Here is a 24,776-nt window from a genome sequence, read left to right on the forward strand (position 1 = left end):
TGACGCGCGAAGAGCATGACAAGGAATATTTTTTGCAGACGGTTTGTTGATGTATTCAAGATATACCTATCATCAACTCAATAGCTTTCTCACCCCCAGCGGAAGCACTCCGCTTACTCAGATAAGGAACAGCTGAATGACAGCACAGCATCTCACTGAATCAGTGGGGAACGTGTCTGAAGAATCTGACGTTGATGTTACACACGAAACGACGGAAGAACGCCGTGCGCGCTTCGAACGAGAAGCGATGCAATATGTGGATCAGCTGTATGCTGCTGCTTTACGCATGGCACGAAATCCTGCGGATGCAGAAGACCTGGTGCAAGAGGCATATACCAAAGCGTATTCTTCATTCCACCAGTACAGGCCAGGGACAAACCTCAAAGCGTGGCTGTACAGGATTTTAACGAATACCTACATCAACCTGTACCGCAAACGTCAACGTGAGCCTCACCAATCGCACACCGATACGGTGGAAGACTGGCAACTCGCGCAAGCGAGTTCCCATGACTCTAAGGGCCTCGAATCAGCAGAAGCTGAAGCACTCAGCCGATTGCCGGATGACGACGTTAAACGGGCGCTTCAATCTATCCCCGAAGAATTTCGAATGGCGGTCTACTATTCCGATGTCGAAGGATTCTCATATAAAGAAATCTCAGGCATCATGAACACGCCCATCGGCACCGTGATGTCACGCCTACACCGCGGGCGAAAGCTTCTCCGGGATTTACTGGCAGACTACGCCGAAGAACATGGCATCAAAAATCAAACAGCTCAGAAGGGAAAATAAGATGACAGAGAAGGAGCAACATCCTTGTTCAGAAAAGCTTGGTCATATTTATGAATACCTCGATGGCACACTCTCCTGCGAAGAATTGCAGGAAATGGACCACCATCTCAAGCACTGCGAACACTGCGCCAGTGAACATGACCTCGAATGCGTTATCCGTTCGGTCGTGAAACGCTCTTGTTGCGAACCTGCACCTGAGAATCTCAAAACTAAGATTTGGGAACGCATTTCAGCATTGCGCGAGAACCAGCATTCTGCCGCAGGGCATTAGCTGAAGTAGCGCTCACGGCAAACGAGGGAGCCCCGCAAAAAAAGAACAGGCCCTGAGCTCAAAAAGCTCAGGGCCTGAAAAGTATTCAAGGTACCTTAAGAATTAGGACGCTTACCGTGGTTAGCGCCATTCTTACGACGGTCCTTGCGCTTACGACCGCGCTTGCTCATCAGAGCCTCCTTATAAATTCAATGCCAACAGTGATACCGTTCGCACTATAAATGTTCTCGAAAATTTCAAGACACTGCCGTCCATTTTCGCACAGTCAGACAGAAATTTCATCTGAGACCGCACGAAACAGCTGAACAGTGAGCCGTTAGACAGGTTCTGGAAGGTTGAGCCAGCTGTACCAACCTCGATGCAAAACGAGCCAAGCCATCAAACCGTAGCCTGACTGACCTGGGCGCCCGTCGTTTGCCGCGAGATCATTACGCCACTGCTCATGGTGAAGAAGCGGATTAAAAGTATCTACGTAGACGTGATTTCGACGGGTCACTACATCCGCGTAGGCTGCGTTTAGATCTGCAATACGGCGGTTGCGTTCTGTATCGAGCGTGGGCGGAGGACCAACTACCAAAACCTTCACATTGTTCTGCGACGCCATGTCCACCATATTGGCGAGGTTCAGACGGCTCCGGGCGCTGGTGATATCCAAATCCACATCAAAAGTAGAAGGAGCAATAACCAAACGATTGTCTGCGCCTTGACCAAAACGACGGCTCGCTTCATCGAACCAACGAGCGTTAAGCAACTCGGTACCTTCGCCAGGTGCCGCCAAATTATAGGCTGCCACCGGAGCGGAATTCTGCGGAGTTCGTGCAAGCACCCGACCAAACCAGCCAAGCGCGCGGGGATCTCCAATACCCGCCAAAAGGTCATCGCCCACGGCAACTAGTCTAATATTTCGCTGATCCACTGAGAATCTTTCTGTCAAAAGTATGGAAAACGGGAAAACCGTTGATGTCCTCGTTTAAGAATAATCGTACTCCACGGGAGAAACCTCCACTTTAGGGTACAAATCCTAGAAAAGTATTTCCCTCATAAATGATGCTGTGCCGCTAAGACACTATTGGTCTCAACGGCACAGCGACCATCACCGAGAAAACTTAGCCTTCAAAAACGTCCGCAATCAAGCTTTCTAGCTCAGCTGCGTGGCGCTTGCCGGTACCCGCTGCAGGAGATGCTGCCGCGCGGCGTGAAGCCAGGCGAACCTTCACATCCAACTCAGGCACCAGATTGACGGCAATGAAAGGCCACTGACCCTGGTTAGCAGGTTCGTCCTGTGCCCAGACAATATCCTTGGCATTGGGATACTTAGCCAACTGTGCTTGAATCTCATCCACGGGAAGCGGATAGAGCTGCTCCACGCGGATGATTGCAGTGGTCTTATCGCCGGACTTCTGGCGCTCTGCTTCCAAATCGTAGTAAAGACGACCGGAAACCATGACCAGGCGCTGAACCTCTTCAGCCTTCAGATTGCCGGTATCTTCGAGAACCGGCTTGAACTCACCCTGCGTGAAATCCTCAACTGAAGACGCCGCTGCCTTCAAGCGCAAAAGCTGCTTGGGGGTAAAGACAACCAAAGGCTTATGAGGGCGAGAGTGCGCATGGAAGCGCAACAGGTGGAAGTACGACGCCGGGGTAGAAGGCACAGCAACGGTCATATTGTTCTCCGCGCAGAGCTGTAGATAACGTTCCTGACGTGCAGACGAGTGATCCGGTCCCTGACCTTCAAAACCGTGGGGCAAAAGCAGAACCAACGATGAACGCTGAGCCCACTTCTGTTCTGCCGAAGAAATAAATTCATCCACAATGGTTTGAGCGCCGTTGGCGAAGTCACCGAACTGAGCTTCCCACAGCACTAGCGAGTCAGGACGTTCTACGGAGTAACCGTATTCGAATCCCATCACGCCGTATTCAGAGAGGAACGAGTTATAGATATTGAACTGTCCCTGGTTCTCTGAAAGATGCTGCAAAGGATTCCACTCAGCGTCCGTATTCGCATCGTGCAAGACAGTGTGGCGCTGCACGAAGGTGCCGCGCTGAACGTCCTGACCGGACATACGCACGTTAATGCCTTCGAGAAGCAAAGAGCCAAAGGCAGCAAGCTCGCCAAAGCCCCAGTTGATGCCACCCTCAACAGCCATCTTCTCGCGCTGTTCCATGAGCTTCTTCAACTTCTTGTGGGGCTCAAAGCCTTCGGGGAAGTTGACGAAGGACTCACCAATGCTCTTGAGCGTTTCTGCAGAGATGCTGGTGGATTCAGGAACGTTGACAGCATCTTCACTCTGCTGAGCAGCGGGGCGCTCAATGTTAGAGACAGCCGCAGCATCTGCAGTCACGAGAGGCGCTTTGGAGGACTGTGCTTCGTGAGTCTCCGTGAAAATCTGCTCTAGGCGCTGCTGATAATCCTTAAGTGCTCTCTCAGCTTCTTCCTGAGTGATATCTCCGCGACCAACCAAAGATTCGGTGTAAATCTTGCGGGTCGAGTTCTGCGCGCCAATCATTTTGTACATCGAAGGCTGAGTCATCGAAGGATCATCGGCTTCGTTGTGTCCGCGACGGCGGTAGCACAGCAAGTCGATAACGACGTCCTTCTGGAACTTCTGGCGGTACTCAAATGAAAGCTGACCGGCGCGAACTACAGCTTCAGGATCATCTGCATTCACGTGGAAAACAGGTGACTGAATCATACGGGCGACGTCGGTTGCGTAGGTTGAAGAACGACCATCGGAGGGGGTAGTGGTAAAGCCCACTTGATTGTTGACGATAATGTGGACGGTACCACCCGTCTTGTATCCCTCAAGCTGGGACATCTGTAGGGTTTCCATCACAACGCCCTGACCTGCGAATGCGGCATCACCATGAACCAATATGGGAAGCACGGGGAAGGGGTCGGTGTTACCGGCCTCAGCCAAGCTATCTTGCTTAGCTCGCACAATACCTTCTAGAACGGTGTTAGCCGCTTCAAGGTGAGAGGGGTTAGCTGCAAGATAAACCTGAGTCTGGTTGCCGTTATCAGAGGTGAATTCACCTTCGGTACCCAGGTGGTACTTCACATCGCCTGAACCACCTGTGAGGCGGGGATCCATTTCACCTTCGAATTCACGGAAAATCTGAGCGTAAGACTTACCTGCTATGTTGGTCAAAACATTCAGGCGTCCACGGTGAGCCATGCCGATACCTACGCCGTAGAGACCAGCATCAGCTGCTTCAGAGATAACCGAGTCCAACAACGGAATCAGTGATTCGCCGCCTTCGAGCGAGAAACGCTTCTGTCCGAGGTACTTCGTCTGCAAGAAAGTTTCAAAAGCTTCAGCAGCATTCAGCTTGCCTAGAACACGGAACTGCTCTTCGCGGGTGGGCTTGGTGTACCCATTTTCCAGTTTGGTCTGGAACCACTGACGTTCTTCAGGGTTCTCAATGTGCATATATTCCACGCCAATGGTGCGGCAGTATGCCTCGCGCAACAAGTCCAAGATCGTGCGCAATGAGAGGAAATCCTTGCCTCCAAAACCACCGGTGGGCCAGAAACGGTCAAGATCCCACAGGGTTAGACCATAGTTTTCCAACTGCAAATCCGGGTGCGAGAGCATCTCATAACCCAGTGGATTGGTCTGAGCTATCAAGTGACCACGCACGCGGTAGGCGTGGATGAGCTGCTGGATACGGGCAACCTTAGAAACTTCTGATTCAGGATTGACTTGGTTGTCTACTGCCCAGCGGACGGGCTCAAAAGGAATACGAAGGTCTTCAAAAATCTGGTCGTAGAAACCATCTCCACCGAGCAAGAAGTGCTCAATCTGGCGGAGGAATTCACCGGAACCTGCGCCTTGAATAACCCGGTGATCGTAGGTGGAAGTCAAGGTCAGAATCTTTGAAACGCCCTGGCGAGCAAGAGTCTTTTCTGAGGCTCCGCGGAATTCAGCGGGGTAGTTGAGTGCACCAACACCCACGATGCATGCCTGACCCTTTGAAAGGCGAGGCACCGAATGGACGGTGCCAATGCCTCCGGGGTTAGTCAACGAAATGGTCGTTCCACGGAAATCTTCAATGCCCAACTCGCCCTTGCGACCGCGCTGTACGATGTCGTCGTATTCTTTCCAGAACTGAGAGAAACTCAGCTCTTCAGCACCCTTGACGTTGGGTACGACGAGGTTGCGCGAGCCGTCGGGGCGGGGGATGTCGATAGCCAACCCGAAATTGATATGCGCGGGGTGAATGGCAACAGGCTTGCCCTTGTCATTGGTTCCATACAGAACGTTCATGGACGGAATGGCTGCTGCCGCACGAATTACAGCGTAACCAATAATGTGGGTGAACGAAATCTTTCCACCGCGGGTGCGCTTGAGGTACTCGTTGATGGCTACACGGTTATCGATAAGTAGCTTGGCAGGTACAGCGCGAACCGTAGTTGCGGTAGGAACCTCAAGGGATTCCTCCATGGTGGTAACAACCGCTTTAGCAGGACCGCGCAGTGGAACTTCTTTGTCCTCGGCAGGTTCTTGGTTCTTGGATTCCTCAGAGGAAGGCTTGGGCTCAGTAGCTTTGCGAGGGGCAGGAACCGTTCCGGTCTTGGACGGGCTAGCCTTCTCAACCGTCGGAGAAGCGGACTGGGTAGCTGACGCCGCGGGCGCAGTTTTCTTCGCCGGTGAAGACTCTGCGAACTCCTGAGAAGCTTGAGACTCGGAGGAGGAAGACTTCTCACCCTGCATCTGCTCGAAAATGGGCCACCACTTCTTTTCTACTGAGTTCTTGTCTTGCTGAAATTTTTCAAAAAGCTCTTCAACGAGCCATTCGTTACCAGCGAATTCTTCGGGCACCTGGTGCTCTGAAATATTGGGCACAGTTGCTACGCCTCTTCCATTGTGATGATGAAGTATTTCCAGAACCACACGACTCCGCCGTATAGAGGGGAGCTCGATCTGAAATTATTTTTTATGCGAAGACCTCTGTTCGGTTCCTCGCATACTTATTTTCAGTTTAGTAACTTTTTACCCTAACTTTCTACTCTCTCGCTTCGTTAACGAAAGATGAATTCCCCAGAGAGCTGAATATTAGTGATGAAGCTCCGTCTTGTTGTCTAAACAGGAATTTTCTAGCGCTCGGAGAAATCATAGATGTAGCTTTTTGAGCGCTGGTAATATTTCATGGCATGGAATGGATTCTGCTTGTCGTTGGTATATTACTGATTTTTGGAACCGGATTTTTTGTGGCAGTGGAATTTTCCATGGTTGCGCTGGATCAGAGTTCTGTTCAGCAAGAGATTAATAAGGGTGATAAAGCTGGCGAAAAAGTACTTGCGTGTCTGAAATCCCTGTCTACGCAGCTCTCGAGTTGCCAGATTGGTATTACTATCACCACGTTGCTTACAGGCTATACCCTGGATTTTGCGATTCAGGATTTAGCGGTAGACGCTATCTCAAGCTGGGGCTTGCCGGAAAATATCGCTCGTATCATGACCCTTATTTTGGCTATGGGCATTGCAACCCTGCTGTCCATGCTTCTAGGCGAGCTCATTCCTAAAAACTTGGCAATCGCTGAGCCCTATCGGGTGGCACGTCAGCTAGCTCCCTGGCAACTAATGTTCACCAAGGTGATGCACCCGATTGTGCATGTATTGAATGGTTCAGCGAATAAGATTCTGCATCTCTTTGGGATGGAAGCTAAGGAAGAACTTTCCGGTGCTCGCTCTCCAGAAGAGTTGTCATCGATGATTAAGCGCTCTGCAGAGCAGGGCACGCTTGATCAGGATACAGCTCGATTTGTGGATAAGACTTTGTCTTTTGCTGAGCTTACGGCAGCGGATGTGATGACTCCGCGCCGTAAAGTCACCATGTTGGAAGATACTGTTCCCGTTTCCGAAATTATTGAGGCTGCTAAGGCTACCGGCTACTCTCGTTTCCCCCTCTATCGGGAGGACCAGGACAACGTGGTCGGAGCAGTACACGTGAAGAAGGCTGTCAGCGTTCCAGCCGATGTGCGTGAAACGCTTGAGGCAGGCACGCTGATGGAAGAAGTCATCAAAGTCCCCGAAACCCTGCACCTTGATGCGCTACTTCTTCAGTTGCGCGAAGGTGCGTTGCAACTCGCCATCGTCCTTGATGAGTACGGCGGAACCGCTGGCATGACCACACTCGAAGACCTAGTAGAGGAAATCGTGGGTGAAGTCTCTGACGAGCACGAACTCGCTGGAGTGGAAGAACGCCCGCTCATGCTGGGCTCAGGAGATTGGCTATTTTCTGGTCTCTTGCGTCCCGATGAAGTCAACGAATATATCGATGTTCTTGAAATCGAAGACGATCCCGCTTATGAAACCGTAGGCGGATTCCTCATGGACCGGTTGGGGCGAATTCCCGAAACAGGGGATGACCTTCCCCTTGAAAATGGCATTCTCAAAGTTGAAGCCATGGAACATAGGAGAGTGGACCGCATCCGCTATATTCCCCATAAACCTGAAATTCTTGAAGCCGCACGTGGAGGTGCACAGTAATGAGTGACTGGACAGCCCTAGGACTTCTGGTATTGCTCCTTGCTGGTAACGCCTTCTTTGTGGCGGGGGAGTTCGCCATCATGTCGACTCGCCGCTCCCAAATGGAACCGCTTGCCGATTCAGGCAACAAAAGGGCGCAGACCGTTCTGTATGCCCTAGAACATGTATCGCTCATGCTCGCTACCTGCCAGCTGGGTATTACCGTTTGTTCTTTGTTAATTCTCAATGTCTCCGAACCAGCTCTGCACCATCTGGTGGCCGGGCCCCTAGAGCATCTGGGCATTCCTCTCGCTGTAGCAGATATTGCTGCTTTCTTGATTGCACTGATTATCGTCACCTTCTTGCACGTTATTTTGGGGGAGATGGTTCCCAAGAACGCTGCTGTGTCCTTGGCATCTGAAGGTGTTGCACTATGGATTGCTCCGCCTTTGGTTCTGCTCTCGCGTATCTTCCGTCCCATTGTCGGATTCCTCAACTGGGTAGCTGACCACACGTTGCGCTTGATGAAGGTGGAGCCCAAATCTGAGGTATCCTCCACTTTTACCTTGGATGAGCTTCAAAATATCGTGGCGGAATCAACTGCTGAGGGAACGGTGGACGACGGATCCGGCGTCCTCTCTGGCGCATTGGAGTTTTCCGAAAAGAACGTTGAAGAAATTATGGTTCCTCGCGAGAAGCTAGTGACTTTGAAGTTCCCCTGCTCGCCTATGGATCTTGAGAGCCTGGTGGCTCATACCGGATTCTCTCGATACATCATCGAGGATGCCAACGACGGCACCTACATGGGCTATGTCCACATCAAGGATGTGCTGGGGATACCCAAGGAGCGTTCGTCGCGGACTATTCCTTGGTCCAAGATCCGTCAGATGTCGATTGTTCAGCCAGGGGTAGATATCGATGATGCTCTGGCTATCATGCAGCGAAACCGCGCCCATATCTCCCACGTAGTAAGTCAACAAGGGGAGTCGCTAGGCGTGCTATTTCTTGAAGACATTTTGGAAGAGCTAGTAGGTGAAATCAAGGACACTACACAGGAGCATGTGCGCCGTCGTGAGGCAGCTTCTGTTCGGGCAGGAAGTTCGGCTGCCGATTAGAGCTAACTCTCGTTGATTTTCGGTTTCGTAATTTATTTCATTTTATGATGGTGCCCCGCAAGAAGCGGGGCACCACTATTTTGGTGGAAGTTTCACTCAGGGAATTGCGAACCATTCGCTCTAAGGAGTATGTTAGTTGAGAATCGTTTTCAAAAATAGTCTGGAGAATATCCGTGAAACTCGTCCTTCGCAGCGTAGCTCTCGCCTCTGCAGGTGCCTTAGCACTCACGGGATGCGGCGCTCAGAATTCTGCCTCTGACTCGAAAGACGACGTCGTGAAAGTAGTAACAACTACTGACGTTTACGCCGATGTCGTACGGCAGATAGCAGGGGACAAAGTCGAAGTTACTTCCCTCATCTCATCCACCAGCCAGGATCCCCACTCCTATGAAGCAACCGCTTCAGACCGCTTGAAAGTCAAAGATGCGGATCTTGTGGTGCTCAACGGCGGCGGTTACGATCAATTCCTCGAAGACATGGCAGGCACCGATAACCCAGACCAAAAAGTTATCAATGCAGTAGAGGAATCAGGACTATTCTCAGAAGAAGAGATAAAGGAACTCACTGAGGGCCATCAGCATTCTGAGGGGGAAGAACATACTCACGATCATGGCTCCCTCAACGAGCACGTTTGGTACAGCCTGGATGCCATGAAAAAGGTATCTGAAGCAGTAGCAACAGAACTTAAAGCTGTGGATTCTACAGATGCGGATACTTTTGCGAAAAATAGCGAAAGCTTTGAAGCTAAGCTCGACACCTTAAAGAAAGACGCCGAAAGTCTAAATGCAAAAGGTAAACACTTTATTGCTACGGAGCCCGTACCTAATTACCTCTTGCAGACAACCGGCATGGAAGATGTCACCCCAGCAGATTTCACCGCAGCGATAGAGGACGGCTCAGATGTAGCTCCACTAACATTGCAGGAAATCAAAGACCAACTCGCTAACGGTTCTGTTAACTTTCTGGGTTACAACGAACAAACCTCATCCAACCAGACCAATGAAGTGCTCAAAACCGCTCAGGAACACCATGTAGCCAACGCATCATTTTATGAAACCCTCCCTGAAGGCAAGAGCTACGTAGACTGGATGAACGATAATATTTCCAACATCAAACAGGCTGTTGATCAATAAGTATGAACCCACAACACCCCCGGATTTTCCAGGCATCTATCGCTGTCCACAACGGTGAACTCTCCTTTGGCTCCCGCAAACTATGGAGTGAACTGGATTTGACGATCCAGCAAGGGGAGTACTTTGCAGTGCTTGGGCCCAATGGCTCTGGCAAATCCACTTTTTTGAAAGTGGTGTTAGGGCTAACCCAACTCAACAGCGGTAGCATTTCCGTTCTGGGTTCACCTGCTAAGACTGGCAATCCAGGAGTTGGCTACATTCCTCAGCAACGTCCGCTACCTACTAATGCGCCTCTGCGTGCTCGCGATTTTGTGGGCTTGGGAATCGACGGGCACAAATGGGGGATTCGTGTAGGGAACAAGAAGCAAAACGCTGTGATTGACCAGCTTCTAGAAGCTGTAGGCGCAACCGAATACGCCAAGGTTCCCATTGGATTACTCTCTGGTGGGGAGCAACAAAGGCTGCGTATCGCGCAGGCCCTAGCCAATGATCCTCAGATTTTGTTGGCAGATGAAGCGTTATTATCTCTGGATTTAAATCACCAGTACGCGGTCTCTGATTTGATACACCGCTATAACAAAGAGAAAAATGCCACCGTGGTGTTCGTGACCCACGAAATCAACCCTATTATTGATCATGTCGATCGGGTGCTCTATCTAGCCAACGGTCGCTTCACCGTGGGAACGGTTGAAGAGGTCATGCGAAGTGAAGTGCTCTCGGATCTTTACCAGATCCAAGTTACCGTGATTCGAACCAACGGCCGCTACGTCGTCGTGGGAGGTGACGCCAATGCTCCTCTGGATATCAGCGCAGGCGACATTGCGCACCCCCATTGCAGCGACCACGGGCTTGGTTCAACCTACGCAGAGCGGGAGATTCGCGCATGATTCATCTAATAGGTGCACTCACTGCCTCTGAATTTTGGTCCAAAATTTTTGTTTTCGACCGTTACGGAGAATTGGTTCAGCTACTGAGCCAGTCAATATTGGCTGGTGCGGTACTGGGGGTTATCGGTGGCTTTGTGGGGATGTTCGTGATGATGCGCGACCATGCCTTTGCGGTGCACGGTATCGCTGAAATGTCTTTTGCCGGTGCTGCCCTCTTCTTGCTACTAGGATTTGACGTAGTCACGGGATCGCTGGTGGGTTCTATTGCTTCGGCTATTCTCATTGGGTTGTTGGGTGTCAAGCGTAGCGAATCTAACTCTGTCATTGGTGCCCTGATGCCCTTTGGCCTCGGGCTGGGCATTCTGTTTCTATCGATGTATGAAGGACGAGCAAACAACAAGTTTTCGCTGTTGACTGGGCAGATTGTATCGGTGGACGATTCACAGCTTCTGGAAATGATCATCGGCGCCGTCATCGTAGTGGTGGCTCTGACTCTAGTCTGGCGACCGCTAACTTTCGCTTCTCTTGACCCTGAGGTGGCACGTGCCAAAGGAGTTCCGCTTCGCGCACTGTCGTTGCTGTTTATGGTGATTTTGGGTATCGCCGTTGCGCTGTCTGTGCAGGTAGTGGGTTCTTTGCTCGTGCTAGCCCTACTGATCACGCCCTCTGCGGCGGCTCTGCAAGTAACGTCGTCACCGCTGAAGGCTTTGATATTTTCGGTGCTATTTGCAGAGATTTCCATGGTGGGCGGCATGCTGTTGGCTCTGGCAGGATCCCTTCCTATTAGCCCCTACGTTACGACCATCTCGTTCATCATTTACGTGCTGTGCAGGATTGTAGCCGGAGTACGAGGACGTCATAGCGCTTCTGGACGAGGCGAGACGCAACCTCAGAAGATTGCTGCTTAAAGTCTTATTTGGGGGTGCTCGAAAGATAAAAACCGAGCAAGCACCCAACGCTGAATGAACCTTCTTGCATGCCTGGCTAGAGCTCGCAAATGCAATTCAGACCAGTCCAAGCTTGTTCACCGTACCGGTGTGCTTGGTCAGTTTCTTACCGATTGTTTGCATAAAATCTCTAGTGAGTAGTCTTAGCTCTCTTTTGACAGTCTGCGCATATTCCAGTGACTTCAATGACGTGATTGATATCCGCAAAACCAAATTTCTCACCGATTTCGTGCGCCCACGATTCTAAGTCCGGAACTTCTAGCTCTTCCGCTGCTCCGCAATTTCTGCACAATAGGTGGTGGTGATGGTGCTCCACAGCGCACTGGCGATAGATAGCCTCGCCGTCTTCCGTTTTGAGCACATCCACCTCGCCCTGCTCCGCCATCGACTGCAGAATTCTGTAAGTAGTCGCTAATGATACCGATTCGCCGCGGTTCACCATCAACAGATGAAGATCCTGCGCAGAGATGAAATCTTCAAGACCTTCTATGGTTGATTTCACTGTGCGACGTTGCTTTGTATTACGAATCTCGGGTTTAGGAGATGAACCTTGTGTTGAAGCCACGAAAGAATCCTTTGGTACAACGTACATAAATCGTCCCTAACCTTACACCAGCGCTCCAGCATATGGCGGGGTGTTTCTTGAAAGAGCAAATATCGTCTCAGGCATTAAGTGCTGAGGCAGCAAACTGGAATTTCTGTTGTGCCCGCCACTAGGCTAGAGATATGAAACTTATTAAATATTCTCACTCATGTATTCGCCTCCAAAATAACAACAAAACGCTGGTGCTGGATCCGGGGAATTTCTCTGAGGTCGAAGAGGCTCTCGAAGGTGCTGACTTCATTCTCATCACCCACGCTCACCCTGACCACTTTGAAGCAGAGAAAGTTGCAGCTTTTCTAGAAGCTCACCCTGAAACTGAGCTCTATGCTCCTCGAGCAGTGATTGACGAGCTGAAAGACAAAGTCAAGGGCGCCAAGCTCCATAACGCTGAGGCGGAGGAATCTTTCTCTCTGGATGGATTCGACATCAAGACGTTCGGCGGACAGCACGCGTTGATTCACCCGTTGATTCGCACTATCGATAACGTCGGCTACCTCATCAATGATGAGCTGTTCCACCCCGGTGATTCGCTGGTCGTGCCTCACCAGCTCAAGGTAAAAACCTTGCTCGTACCTATCCATGCTCCCTGGAATAAGATTCAAGAAGTTATCGATTACATCATCGCTGTGGGAGCTGAGAAGGCATACCCCATTCACAATGCCCTCCTTTCGGAGAACGGGCATGGCATTATTGAAGGACAGCTGAAAAACTTCGGGGAAAAATACGGTACCGAGTACGTTCACCTGGAGCCCCGCGATGAGGTAGAGATCTAAGGAGAGACATGGCTACCGTTTTCACCCAAATTATTAACGGCGACATTCCCGGACGCTTCATTTGGAAAGACGAGAAAGCTGTGGCTTTCTTAACCATCGAACCCATGGGGGAGGGGCATACGCTCGTCGTCCCTCGTGAAGAAATCGATCACTGGATTGATTTACCTGCAGACTTGAACGCCCATCTTTTCGACGTGGCTCAGAAAATTGGTCAGGCACAGTCGCACCTCTTTACCGCAACTAAAATTGGTTTGATGATTGCAGGGTTAGAAGTGCCTCATACTCATCTGCATGTCTACCCGGTTAATGGATTAGCTGACTTTGGGCCAGAAGCTATAGACCGTAACGTCGATGGCGCAACCCTGGACGCACACGCTGAGAAACTTCGTGCAGCTTTGCGCGAGGCGGGCTGGGAAGAGTTTGTACCTGAGTCCTAAGGCGTGCTCACTTTGATGTAATATGCATTCTCGGATGTTTTAGCCCCGGTTCTTCATCAGAAGAACCGGGGCTAAATTATTTCAGCATTTTGACAGATTGCTATGAATTTTTCAGATTCTCTAGAGCATCTCGTAGCGCTTTGCGAATCCGCTTTTCGGAAACGGTATAGGCTGTACCCAGTTCTTGAGCAAAGAAGCTTACGCGTAGCTCCTCAATCATCCAACCCACGTGTTCTAATTCATCAGAAACTTCGGTCCCTTGGGGCAAAGATTTCAGGGCTGAATCATATTCGTCTTCTAGTTCCTGTACCGCAATCATGAGCTGATTGTCGCGGTGCACCTGGGGTCCCAGCTTCTCAATGCGCTGAGTGATTGCTTTCAGGTAGCGGGGGAGATGAACCAGCTGAGAATACCCCGTCTGGGCTACGAATCCGGGATATATCAGGTGATCCAACTGAGCTTTCATATCTTGCATCGCGTGAATGACGCTCAACGAGGTGCTCTTTTTTATTTTCTTCTGCACAGCCGAAGCTTCTGCCAGGATATCCGCCACTAACTTGGTGACTTGGAAAACCGATTCAATGAGTTCTGCACGAACCTGCTGAAAAACTTTTTCAAATTCGTCGTGGGTAAAGGACGCCTGCGCCGGTGTCAACATATCTACCGCTGCCACTGTGCAGTCACTAATGAGCGAATCAATAGAACCGTGCGGATTCTGAGTGAAGACGATTTTCTCTCGGTTCGACAGATGGTCACTCACATAGCGGATAGGCGAGGGCACCTTGAGATGAAGCAGACGAATGACGCCGCGACGTTGTGAACGCGCTGCTTCCGCTTCGGTGGGGAAGATTCTAATCCCCACGGTTTTTCCTTCGTCAAAGAGCGCCGGAAAACCGGCGACTTTTTGGGTAGCGATGACTCGTTCAATTTTGCGCGGAAACTCTTGTGCGGGCCAGTCGGTCAAACCACTTTGCTCGCGAACGCCATGGGCAGCTGCGGATGCGTGTCCTGCTGTAACCGTCTTTCCCGCCAGTGTCGGGCGCTGACCCTTGGACTGATCTCCACCTCGTTGCGCAGAGGATTGCTGCCTCTGAGCCATCTTGTTCATAGCAGCAAAAGTATCGGGTGAAGCCCCCAGCGATGCTGCCAGAGCAGAACGAATATGGGAGTGTAACTGGGTCTTGAGTAACTCGATATCGCGACCTTCACCCAAAATTTTATTGTGAGGGTTGCGCACCTGGAACGTGAAGCGAAGATACTCTGGTACCTGATCCCAGTTAAAGGCGGCAGGGTCAACTACAATTCCTCGAAGACGACGGAGCACCAGTGCCAAAGATTCGAGGAGGTTGTCCTCGGCAGGGGAGAACTCAGCGTTGAGTTTTGCCACTGCAGCTTGGGCGACGTCGGGCGCCGGCACAAAATTCTTCCTCAGCTGCTTAGGCAAGGACTTGATAAGTGCCGTGATGAGTTCAGTGCGTAGACCGGGAATCATCCACTCAAAGGGAGCTTGCTCCAGTTGATTGAGGAATAGGATAGGTACCTGCACGGCAATTCCGTCTGCCTTAGTCTCTGAACTGCGGACTCCCCCGATAGAAACCGATGGAGCAAATTCATAGCGCAGATCGAGGGTGAGTTCGCCTGATCCGGTATGAATCGTCCAGGTTCGGGGAAAGAGCGATTCGTCGTAGTCTGCAGCTTCTTCATCGATGAGATGATCGGGGTTGAAATCCAACAGATGCTCGTTCTTTGTCCGCTCCTCTTTCCACCAGCGATCAAAATGACGTTCGGAGTAGATATTCTCTGGCAACCGGGCATCGTAAAAATCAAAGAGCGTCTGATCGTCTACGCGCAGATTACGACGGCGCAGGCGAGCTTCGAGTTCCTCGACCTCAGCCAACGCGCGCTGATTTCGCTCAAAGAACTTGTGATGGGTTCGCCAGTCGCCTTCAACGAGGGCGGAGCGAATGAACATTTCCCGGGCTGCCTGCGGGTCAATACGCCAGTACTGCACTCTGCGGTCCGCAATCACGGGCACTCCAAAGAGTGTGACCTTTTCATGTGCCATGACCGACCCTTGAGCCGATGACCAATGAGGATCAGAGTACTGCTTTTTTACCAGGTGAGAGCCGACTTCTTCAATCCACTCGGGCTTGACCTCTGCATTGACTCGTGCCCACAAGCGGGATGTCTCTACTAATTCAGCCGAAACAATCCACTCGGGATTTTTCTTGAACAATCCAGAACCTGGGAAGATTTGGAAACGGGTACCCCGAGCGCCCATGTACTCGCGGCGGGCTCGTTCATCTTTGAGGCCAATATGAGAGAGCAAGCCCGAAAGTAGCGACTTATGAAGATCGACCTCGGGGGCTGCGGGATTGATATCTCTGCCGCGGCTCACTGAGATGTGGGCTGACCGTCCAATCTCAGCCAGCTGCGCATAAAGATCCTGCCATTCACGCACTCGCAAGAAATTCAGGAATTCTCGATGACACAACTTGCGGAACTGGCTGGAAGAGAGCTCCTGCTGCTTTTCGTTGATGAAGTTCCACAGCAAGAGATAGCTGGAGAAGTCAGATTTTTCGTCTTTGAAGCGTGCATGCTGAGTATCAGCTTCTGCCCGACGCTCAGTGGGCCGTTCTCGCGGGTCTTGCACAGTCAATGCCGCGGCGAGAACCATCATTTCTTTGGCACAACCGCGCTGATCTGCCTCGACAATCATGCGCGCCAAACGGGGATCAACGGGTAGCGCTGCCATCTTGCGCCCCACACCGGTCAGTGGCGTAGCGGGCGAACGGCGTCCACGCGTAGCCTGCTGGAAGTTCTTCTGGCGCAGAGCGCCCAGCTCCCGCAGGAGGTTGACGCCATCGTTGATAGCGCGGGTCTCTGGCGGCTGCACAAAGGGAAAACGCTCAATATCGGAGATAGCTTTCACCACTCCAATAGAGGTCATCTGCAAAATCACCGCAGCCAGGTTGGTACGCAAAATCTCAGGGTCGGTAAATTCTGGGCGGGAAAGGAAATCTTCTTCAGAATAAAGACGAATAGCAATACCATCTGACACGCGCCCACAGCGACCCGACCGTTGGTTAGCGCTCGCCTGAGAAATACGCTCAATGGGAAGGCGCTGAACTTTAGTACGAGAAGAATAACGTGAAATGCGGGCGGTGCCGGTATCAATCACATACTTGATACCGGGTACTGTCAGTGAGGTTTCTGCAACGTTGGTTGCCAACACGATGCGCGGGCGTGAACCGGGGCGGAACACCTGAGTTTGCTCTTGCATCGAGAGGCGGCCGAACAGGGGTAAAACCTCATAGTGGGGTAGCCTCCGAGTGGAGCGAATCATGTCCTCAATGGCATCTTGAGCATCGCGGATTTCTCGCTCCCCCGAGAAGAAGATGAGGATATCGCCGGGATCTTCTGCCGCCAATTCGCGAATCGCGTCCAAGATACCCTCGATGGGATCACGATCTTCGTCCTCTAAACCGTCGTCGGCGTCGTCGTCTTCACCCTCGGTTGGCACATTCAGCGGACGGTAGCGGATTTCAACGGGATAGGTTCTGCCTGACACCTCGATGATGGGAGGTGCGTCATCTGGCAGCGTTGCCTCGGCAATTTCCTTTTCTTCAGCGCTCAGAGAGTCATCGACAATTCCGACCCCAGGCACAAAGCTGGGCGAAAAATGGCGAGCAAAACGCTCGGGGTCAATGGTGGCAGAAGTAATGATGATTTTAAGATCGGAGCGCTGACCCATAATGCGTTTGAGATAACCAAGAATGAAGTCAATATTGAGGCTTCGTTCGTGCGCTTCATCAATAATGATGGTCGAATACTTTTTCAGTAGCGGGTCATTTTGAATCTCTGCTAGCAAGATGCCGTCGGTCATCAATTTGATTGCCGAATGCTCGCCCACCTCGGAGGTGAAGCGAACCTGATACCCCACTGTCTGTCCAATGTTCTGACCGAGTTCTTCAGCAATACGTTCAGCAACAGATCGAGCAGCCAGACGGCGGGGCTGAGTATGCCCGATCAGCCCGGTTTCGCCCAGACCAAGTTCTAAACACATTTTAGGAATCTGGGTAGTCTTACCTGAGCCCGTTTCACCGGCGATAATAACAACCTGGTTCTCAGCAATTGCTTTTTTGATATCTTCCCGGCGTTCGGAGACCGGAAGTGCAGGAGGAAAGCTGATGGTGCTGGGAATAAAAGGCTTGTACTCCCGAGAGGTTGTTTTGCGCTCGCCTCTGTTACGGTTCTGATTCTGCTGCGGAGAACGAGCTGACCCGCGTTTCTTACGCTGAGTTGTCCCGGAGCTTTTCTGCCTTGCAGAGTTATTTTTCTGCGCAGGATGTGCAACATCTGCTTGCGGTGCAGGGGTCGACGCGCGGGTATTCGCCGCATGCATAGCGGCGGCAATGTGGGAAAGTGAGGGTGAGGCGGAGCCTGAATGATTCTTAGACATACTGAAAAATCATTGTAGAACAGCCACAGCGTAGGGGAAAGAAGTTTGCCGCAGGCGTAGCGAGCGCTGGTTAGATAGTTAAGGGGTGGAAAAGCCCTTCGAGTCTAGTTGTTGCTGCACCCAGCGCACCATTGAGTGCAAAGATTCATCGGTGTAGCACCGTAAATCGGCATGCTCAGTATCGGGGATTAGATATAGCTCCGTCTCGATACCGCGCTGTTGCAACGTTTCATAGACCCTGCTGGATTGGAGGTGAGGCACGCACGTATCACCTAATCCATGAAGAAGATAAAGCGGTGCGCAGCGGCGTGTGCCGGCAGGGCGCGCGTGGGAAATAATATCGAGCGGTTGAGCCTTGAACCAGTTCACTTCTGCCTGCGAACCCGCCGGCGCAGGAAAGTTACTGCCCAGAAGAAGGCATTCGGCGTCGTCGTCTTCAGGGTGCACGCGGGGAAAACCGCAGATTTCGCGGTCATCGTAGATCGTTCGAAGATCGGAAACCCCGTAAATACTCACTGCGCACGTGACTTCTGAAGAACCGGAAGTCAGCGCACCATCATAATAAGAATCGCCTAAAGTACCTGTAGCCGCAGCCAGCATGGTGAGGTGACCACCAGCAGAACCACCGACTAACACAATCTTGCGAGGGTCAATCTGAAATGATGTGGCGTGTTTGCGAAAATGCGCAATGGCAGCTTTAACATCATGAATCTGGGCAGGAAATTGCGCCTGGGACGAGAGTCTGTAATTGATGGAGGCACAGGCGAAGCCCGCAGCTGAGAAGAATTCGCGAAGGCGGTGCACACCATTTTCGCTGGATTCAAGAGAATCTTTAGAGCCATAGCGCCACGCGCCACCGTGGACATAGACCACCAGGGGAGCCGGATCTGAAGAATTTGCCGGATAGAACGTATAACTTTGCGCATCAAGGTGTCCGCGGGTATAAAAACCGGTTGTGCTCTTCATAGTCTTCTCTCTAGTTCAAAAGAAAAAGGTTAAAAAGAAAAGTGCCCCTGAAAGGATTCGAACCTTCGACAACCAGTACCGGAAACTGGTGCTCTATCCACTGAGCTACAGAGGCACGTGCTTCAGCGTTAGCTAAAACAGCACGTCACTACCTTACCAGATTCTTAGGCATCTCTTTCATTTCCGTCGTATGGAATCACCTTGCGATTCACATCGCAAGATGGGCTTCTTCGTCTGCACCTGCGCTTTGGGTAGACTTATTCCCATGACACCCGAAGAACTCTCAGATGCAATCTCAACTGCCCTTGCAACCACTCTAGAATCTGGCGAACTGACTCTTGTCGATGGCGCCGAACTGCCCGAAATTAGGGTTGAACGACCAAAGAACCGCGATCACGGCGATTGGGCAACAAACGTTGCACTGCAGATTTCTAAAAAGGTGGGCAAGAATCCCCGCGAGGTAGCTACTATTTTGAGCGAAAAAATTGCTCAGATTGACGGCGTCGCCCAGGTCGATATCGCTGGTCCAGGCTTCCTCAATATCATTCTGGACGCCGGTGCCGCCGGGGAAATTGCCCGCACGATTGTCGAGGCAGGGGAGAAGTTCGGTACTAATTCAGAGCTAGCCGGCCAAACCATCAACCTGGAGTTCGTTTCCGCGAACCCCACGGGCCCCATTCACTTGGGTGGAACCCGCTGGGCTGCGGTGGGTGATTCATTGGCGCGTATTTTGCAGGCTGAGGGTGCACATGTGGTGCGCGAATACTACTTTAACGATCACGGTACACAGATTGACCGTTTTGCTCGTTCACTTCTAGCGCGTGCTCAGGGCAATGCTGCCCCTGAGGATGGCTACGGTGGCGAGTACATCACCGACATCGCCAATCGCGTCATGGCTGAGCACCCTGAGGCGCTGACTTCAGAGGATCCTCAAGAAGTGTTCCGTGCTGCTGGCGTGAAATTTATGTTTGAGGACATCAAAAAGTCCCTGCATGATTTCAAGGTAGATTTTGATGTTTTCTTTCACGAGAACTCCCTCTTTGAAGAGGGCAAAGTAGATGAACTCCTCGAGAAACTCAAGACCAGCGAGCACCTCTACTTCAAGGACGGTGCATGGTGGCTGAAATCAACTGATTTTGGTGATGACAAAGACCGCGTAGTGATTAAATCAGACGGAAACGCCGCTTATATCGCTGGCGATATCGCTTATTTCCAAGACAAGATTAATCGCCCCGAGAACCCCGCTGACATCGCCATCTATATGCTCGGTGCAGACCACCACGGCTACGTCGCGCGCCTTAAAGCAGCTGCAGCAGCGCTGGGGGATAACCCCGACCGTGTTGAAGTGATGATTGGTCAAATGGTGAACTTGGTACGCGATGGCAAGCCCGTTCGGATGTCCAAACGTGCCGGCACCATCGTCATTCTTGAAGATTTGGTAGAAGCTGTGGGCGTTGACGCCGCACGTTACACCTTGACTCGTTACTCTGTAGATACAAACATTGATATTGATCTTGATTTGCTGACCAAGCAGTCTAATGAAAACCCTGTCTTCTATGTGCAGTATGCTCACGCTCGTACCTGCAACGTGGCTCGTAACGCAGAAAAAGCTGGGGTTGATACTTCCAGCTTTGATGCGTCCCAGCTCAACACAGAATCTGACAACGAACTCATCGCCGTCCTCAGCCAGTTTCCACAGGCAGTCAAAGAGGCAGCGACCTTCCGCGAACCCCACCGCATCGCCCGCTACATCGAAACACTGGCAGGCTCTTACCATCGCTGGTACGGAAACTCCCACGTGGCACCTAAGGGCGAGGAAGAAATCACGGACCTGCACCGCGCACGTCTCATGCTCAACAACGCAGCCGGCCAGGTTCTCTCTAACGGATTGAACATGCTTGGCGTAACAGCACCGGAGAAGATGTAAATGAGTGATTCCTCAACTCTTTTCAAACCAGATTGGTTGGAAATACCAGCGCATCCCGCAGACCTCAACCGCACCATATGGACCGATAGCTTCAGCCGTAATGATTCCGGTGAACTCGAAGTAGACGGCGTAGCGGTCAGCGCTTTGCGTGAGCAATTTGGCACCCCCGAATACATCTTCTCAGAGACGACTTTCCGTGCTCGCGCTGCAGAGTTCAAAAATGCATTCACCTCTGCATTTGCTGAGCACGGTGCCGAGGTCTCGGTTTACTATGCCGCCAAATCATTTTTGACGACGGCGGTGGCGCGGTGGGCTCTGGAAGAAGGACTCAACCTCGATACCGCTTCAGGTGGCGAGTTAGCCCTTGCTCTGCGTGCTGAAGTTCCCGGGCAACAGATTGCTTTACACGGAAACAATAAATCTGATGTGGAAATTCGCCGCGCCCTGGAGAACCAGGTAGGCCGCATCGTCGCCGATTCTGTCTATGAGGTTCAGCAGATTGCGCGCATAGCCAGCGATATGGGAGTAGTAGCACCTGTGATGTTGCGTGTTACCCCCGGTGTTCACGCTTCTACCCATGACTACATTGCCACCGCGCACGAAGACCAGAAGTTTGGTCAGTCGATGGTCGCTGGAACTGCGATGCTGGCAGGATTTACCACCGAACAAATCACCGCCTTAGGTTTGAGCGACGAGGATTCTTACGCAACCGTTGCTGCCGCTGTAGCTTTAGGCGAGGATTCTATAAACCTTCGTGGCCTGCACTGCCATATTGGGTCTCAGATTTTTGAGGCAGAAGGATTCTCCAAAGCCGCCGAAAAAGTTTTGGGCTTTATGAACGAGTTGAACCACCGTTTCGACGTCACCCTAGCTGAAATTGATTTGGGCGGCGGTTACGGCATCGGGTATATCGAGGGGGAGTCCCCTCGCGCTGCGTTAGATGTCGCCACAGAACTTGCTGATTCGGTGTCCAAAACATGCGCTGATTTAGGAATGGAAATTCCACATTTGTCCTTTGAACCCGGGCGTTCTATCTCGGGTCCATCAGGTATCACCCTCTATACGGTGGGCACTATCAAAGACGTAGCAATCGAAGACGAAGCGGGAGCGTCTCGCGTTCGTCGATATGTATCAGTAGATGGCGGAATGAGCGATAATGCTCGTCCGGTTCTTTACGACGCCGATTACACGGCGGTGCTAGCAAATCGTGAGCCGAGGGGAATTCAGGTTCTTTCTCGTGTGGTAGGTAAACACTGCGAATCGGGCGATATTGTGGTGCGCTTTTGCTACTTACCTACAGATTTGATGGCGGGGGACATCCTGGCAGTTCCAGCAACAGGCGCCTACTGCTATGCACTCAGTTCTAATTACAACTACCTCACTAAACCGCCAGTAGTGGCAACAGCCCAGGATAGCGTTCCTCGTCTGATGGTTCGGGGGGAGACTGAAGAAGAAATGCTGAGCCGGGATTTAGGGCTCGTCTAATCTGGCAGGTCTTCGATGCTGAGCATCGGAAGATTCCCCTAACATTTCTAAGCAGGAGTATAAAAACATGTCACAGCCTGAAAAAATCAAGGTCGCTTTGCTCGGTGCGGGCAACGTAGGTTCACAGGTCGCTCGTATTTTGCTGGAAGACAGCGATCTTATTCGCCAGCGCATTGGGGTTCCTGCTGAACTCATCGGTATTGCCGTACGTGATACTGAAGCGCCCCGGCAGGTACCTCTGGCTGCAGCTTTGCTGACAGATGATGCTGAGGTCTTGATTGATCAGGCAGATGTGGTGATTGAGCTAACCGGCGGAATTGAGCCTGCTCGTACTCGCATCTTGAGGGCGCTTCATGCTGGCAAACCTGTAGTTTCTGGAAATAAGGCTCTGCTGGCAAAGCATGGTCAGGAACTCCAAGCAGCGGCGAATCAGAACGGTGTACAGCTCTCCTTTGAGGCAGCAGTCGCCGGGGCTATCCCCATCTTGCGCCCCCTCCGCGATTCTCTAGCAGGCGATAAAATTACGCGTGTTTTGGGCATTATGAACGGCACCACCAATTTTATCCTCGACCAAATGGATACAACCGGCGCCCAATTTAATGATGTCCTCAAAGAAGCTCAGCGGCTTGGATATGCCGAAGCAGATCCGACCGCCGATATTGAGGGGTATGATGCGGCGTCCAAAGCTGCCATAGTTGCTTCTTTGGCATTCCATTCGGAATTTACGATTGATGACGTTCACTGCGAAGGTATTACCTCCATTACTGCCCACGACGTGCAGGCGGCTAAAGATGACGGATTCGTCATCAAGCTTCTCGCCATTTGCGAGCTGGATGGTGACGGCGTCAATATCCGGGTCAATCCCACTTTGGTTCCTCAGGAACATCCCTTGGCATCGGTACATGATGCCTATAACGCTGTTTTTGTGGAAGCAGAGAATGCCGGCGAATTGATGTTCTACGGTCCAGGAGCAGGCGGTGCTCCGACAGCCTCTGCCGTGATGGGCGATTTCGTTTCATTGGCCCGCCGCATGGTTTTGGGCGGTGCGGGTGTCCCTGAATCCAACCATGCTGCTTTGCAGTCGACACCGATGGCGGCAGTGGTCTCTCGCTATTCAGTCGGACTTATCGTCGAAGATAAGTTAGGTGTGCTTGCCAATATCGCTCGGATTTTTGCTGAACACGGTGTTTCTATTCAAACGATGCGCCAGACCAAGTTTGAAAAAGATGGTCAGTTCTCTGCAGCTTTGCGCATCGTGACGCATCAGGCAGCTGATTCAAATTTGAGAAAGACGATGGCTGTCGTGGATTCTTTGGACGCCGTGCGCTCGATTGCTTCGGTCATTCGAGTTGAGGGTAAATAATCCCCTTACCTGTTCAAAATTATCCCTTCATGACGACGAAAGGTTGTTCCTTGCTGACTGCCGATTCCATCCCGGTGGGTACCACCGTTCGCGTTAAAGTACCCGCATCGAGCGCTAACCTGGGTCCCGGTTATGACTCAATGGGGCTGAGCTTAGCTTTCTACGATGAAATTGAGGTCACACGCATCGCGCGGGGGCTAGAATTTGAACTTTCAGGGCAGGGGAGTGAAGAAATAGCCCGCGATGCCAATCATCTGGTGATTCGTGCGATGAACCGCTGCTTTCAATACGCCGGGCTGCAAGACTTTCCGGGTATCCGGTTGAAAGCGCACAACCAGATTCCTCATTCGCGAGGGATGGGCTCTTCGGCTTCTGCCATTGTGGCAGGAGTCGTCGCAGCCAACGAACTTCTCCCGAAGACGTCGCGGTTGAGCTTTGCTGAGATACTGCAGATTTGCTCGGATATGGAGGGTCACCCAGATAACGTAGCGCCGTCTTTGCTCGGTCACCTCACGGTTTCCTGGGGGACCACCTCTGCATGGGAAACCCTGCCCATTGCTGTAAACCCCCGCATTCTGCCTGTCATAGCAATTCCTGACTATGAGGTGCCCACCAAGCAGGCGAGGGCATTACTGCCAGAGAACGTGCCGCACGCTGATGCTGCCCGAAATTCCGCTCGTTCGGCATTGCTTACTCAAGCGCTTTCCCAAGCCCCAGAACATTTGCTGGCTGCTACTGAAGACTACCTACACCAGTCTTACCGAGCTAACGCAATGGCGCCTTCAGCCGTCTTGGTGAGAACCCTGAGAGAACACGGATACCCTGCAGTAATTTCAGGGGCAGGGCCGACCGTCATCATTTTTGCCCGAGGTGAGGAAGAACGCACAGAAATAATAAGCGCTATCGATGCCGCTCAAAATGACCCACAGGTAGGCTCATTTGCCGGCGAAAAGCTTTCCTGGCGCGTACTACCCGTGAACATCGATACAGAAGGTGTTATAGTTTTACGTGTTGACTCAGCAAATTAATTTTTGCAGAGCGTAACTCACAGAGTTCAAATTACCGCTTCCAGGTAGTGTGAATCGTGATGATTTAATTTTTTTTATTTGAGGTTCTCTTAAGTACCTCTCATGAAATCACGTAA

General features: G+C 51.6%; 19 protein-coding genes and 1 tRNA gene. 13 read left to right on the plus strand and 7 right to left on the minus strand.

What is annotated here, in order from left to right; genetic code table 11:
- Positions 1–136: 136 nt before the first annotated feature.
- A complete protein-coding gene (locus ACFR81_RS07430) occupies positions 137–790 on the plus strand; it encodes a sigma-70 family RNA polymerase sigma factor (protein ID WP_343875356.1) in 654 nt (217 codons plus the stop codon).
- 1 nt (position 791) lies between these two features.
- Positions 792–1,061, plus strand: a complete 270-nt coding sequence (gene rsrA, locus ACFR81_RS07435) for a mycothiol system anti-sigma-R factor (protein ID WP_145173369.1) — start codon at positions 792–794, stop codon at positions 1,059–1,061.
- 95 nt (positions 1,062–1,156) lie between these two features.
- On the opposite strand, the gene ACFR81_RS07440 is transcribed toward rsrA, so the two are convergent.
- The 3 genes from ACFR81_RS07440 to ACFR81_RS07450 all read right to left on the minus strand — a co-directional run bounded on the left by ACFR81_RS07440 (position 1,157) and on the right by ACFR81_RS07450 (position 5,908).
- Positions 1,157–1,231, minus strand: a complete 75-nt coding sequence (locus tag ACFR81_RS07440) for a 50S ribosomal protein bL37 (RefSeq protein ID WP_369796768.1) — start codon at positions 1,229–1,231, stop codon at positions 1,157–1,159.
- Positions 1,232–1,377: 146 nt separating this feature from the next.
- On the minus strand, positions 1,378–1,977 hold the full coding sequence (locus tag ACFR81_RS07445; protein ID WP_145173366.1) for a GDSL-type esterase/lipase family protein: 600 nt from the start codon (positions 1,975–1,977) through the stop codon (positions 1,378–1,380).
- A gap of 190 nt (positions 1,978–2,167) precedes the next feature.
- Positions 2,168–5,908, minus strand: a complete 3,741-nt coding sequence (locus ACFR81_RS07450; protein ID WP_343875352.1) for a multifunctional oxoglutarate decarboxylase/oxoglutarate dehydrogenase thiamine pyrophosphate-binding subunit/dihydrolipoyllysine-residue succinyltransferase subunit — start codon at positions 5,906–5,908, stop codon at positions 2,168–2,170.
- Between the two features lie 308 nt (positions 5,909–6,216).
- Between ACFR81_RS07450 and ACFR81_RS07455 the strand changes: the two genes are divergently transcribed.
- The 5 genes from ACFR81_RS07455 (at position 6,217) to ACFR81_RS07475 (ending at position 11,576) form a co-directional block, all read left to right on the plus strand.
- On the plus strand, positions 6,217–7,554 hold the full coding sequence (locus ACFR81_RS07455) for a hemolysin family protein (RefSeq protein WP_343875350.1): 1,338 nt from the start codon (positions 6,217–6,219) through the stop codon (positions 7,552–7,554).
- Entirely contained in the window at positions 7,554–8,648 is a 1,095-nt protein-coding gene (locus tag ACFR81_RS07460) for a hemolysin family protein (protein ID WP_068171590.1), read from the plus strand. Before ACFR81_RS07455 ends, ACFR81_RS07460 begins: the two co-directional genes overlap by 1 nt.
- Positions 8,649–8,821: 173 nt before the next feature.
- Positions 8,822–9,781 carry a metal ABC transporter solute-binding protein, Zn/Mn family gene (locus ACFR81_RS07465; RefSeq protein ID WP_186303136.1) on the plus strand — a complete coding sequence of 320 codons (960 nt, stop codon included), beginning with the start codon at positions 8,822–8,824 and terminating at the stop codon, positions 9,779–9,781.
- A gap of 2 nt (positions 9,782–9,783) precedes the next feature.
- Positions 9,784–10,668: a metal ABC transporter ATP-binding protein gene (locus ACFR81_RS07470; protein WP_343875347.1), complete on the plus strand. Its 885-nt coding sequence runs from the start codon at positions 9,784–9,786 to the stop codon at positions 10,666–10,668.
- Positions 10,665–11,576, plus strand: coding sequence for a metal ABC transporter permease (locus tag ACFR81_RS07475; RefSeq protein ID WP_068171583.1), 912 nt, complete (start codon positions 10,665–10,667; stop codon positions 11,574–11,576). Before ACFR81_RS07470 ends, ACFR81_RS07475 begins: the two co-directional genes overlap by 4 nt.
- Before the next feature lie 169 nt (positions 11,577–11,745).
- On the opposite strand, the gene ACFR81_RS07480 is transcribed toward ACFR81_RS07475, so the two are convergent.
- On the minus strand, positions 11,746–12,180 hold the full coding sequence (locus tag ACFR81_RS07480; RefSeq protein ID WP_238398048.1) for a Fur family transcriptional regulator: 435 nt from the start codon (positions 12,178–12,180) through the stop codon (positions 11,746–11,748).
- Between the two features lie 161 nt (positions 12,181–12,341).
- Here ACFR81_RS07480 and ACFR81_RS07485 point away from each other — a divergent pair, with 161 nt between their 5' ends.
- Together ACFR81_RS07485 and ACFR81_RS07490 are read left to right on the plus strand one after the other, a co-directional pair.
- On the plus strand, positions 12,342–12,992 hold the full coding sequence (locus ACFR81_RS07485; protein WP_151144438.1) for an MBL fold metallo-hydrolase: 651 nt from the start codon (positions 12,342–12,344) through the stop codon (positions 12,990–12,992).
- Positions 12,993–13,000: 8 nt separating this feature from the next.
- Complete coding sequence (locus tag ACFR81_RS07490) at positions 13,001–13,429, plus strand: HIT family protein (protein WP_068168739.1); 429 nt, start codon at positions 13,001–13,003, stop codon at positions 13,427–13,429.
- Positions 13,430–13,529: 100 nt separating this feature from the next.
- Here ACFR81_RS07490 and hrpA read toward each other — a convergent pair whose 3' ends face one another.
- The 3 genes from hrpA to ACFR81_RS07505 form a co-directional block, all read right to left on the minus strand.
- The gene (gene hrpA, locus ACFR81_RS07495; protein WP_343875342.1) at positions 13,530–17,891 is read right to left on the minus strand and encodes an ATP-dependent RNA helicase HrpA; all 4,362 of its coding nucleotides are present in this window, start codon (positions 17,889–17,891) and stop codon (positions 13,530–13,532) included.
- 78 nt (positions 17,892–17,969) lie between these two features.
- Positions 17,970–18,857 carry an alpha/beta hydrolase gene (locus ACFR81_RS07500; RefSeq protein ID WP_343875340.1) on the minus strand — a complete coding sequence of 296 codons (888 nt, stop codon included), beginning with the start codon at positions 18,855–18,857 and terminating at the stop codon, positions 17,970–17,972.
- A 42-nt stretch (positions 18,858–18,899) separates the two neighbouring features.
- A tRNA-Arg gene (locus tag ACFR81_RS07505) sits at positions 18,900–18,972 on the minus strand.
- 150 nt (positions 18,973–19,122) lie between these two features.
- On the opposite strand from ACFR81_RS07505, the gene argS reads away from it, so the two are divergent.
- From argS to thrB, 4 genes are all read left to right on the plus strand, one after another.
- Positions 19,123–20,784 carry an arginine--tRNA ligase gene (gene argS / locus ACFR81_RS07510; protein WP_343875338.1) on the plus strand — a complete coding sequence of 554 codons (1,662 nt, stop codon included), beginning with the start codon at positions 19,123–19,125 and terminating at the stop codon, positions 20,782–20,784.
- Complete coding sequence (locus ACFR81_RS07515; RefSeq protein ID WP_343875336.1) at positions 20,785–22,269, plus strand: diaminopimelate decarboxylase family protein; 1,485 nt, start codon at positions 20,785–20,787, stop codon at positions 22,267–22,269. It abuts the gene before it with no gap.
- A 67-nt stretch (positions 22,270–22,336) separates the two neighbouring features.
- The gene (locus ACFR81_RS07520; protein WP_190618309.1) at positions 22,337–23,632 is read left to right on the plus strand and encodes a homoserine dehydrogenase; all 1,296 of its coding nucleotides are present in this window, start codon (positions 22,337–22,339) and stop codon (positions 23,630–23,632) included.
- Positions 23,633–23,661: 29 nt separating this feature from the next.
- On the plus strand, positions 23,662–24,660 hold the full coding sequence (gene thrB / locus ACFR81_RS07525) for a homoserine kinase (protein WP_465269601.1): 999 nt from the start codon (positions 23,662–23,664) through the stop codon (positions 24,658–24,660).
- Positions 24,661–24,776: the final 116 nt, after the last annotated feature.

This window comes from Rothia amarae (genome assembly GCF_042677725.1).
In the GTDB taxonomy this organism is placed as follows: Bacteria; Actinomycetota; Actinomycetes; order Actinomycetales; family Micrococcaceae; genus Rothia; species Rothia amarae.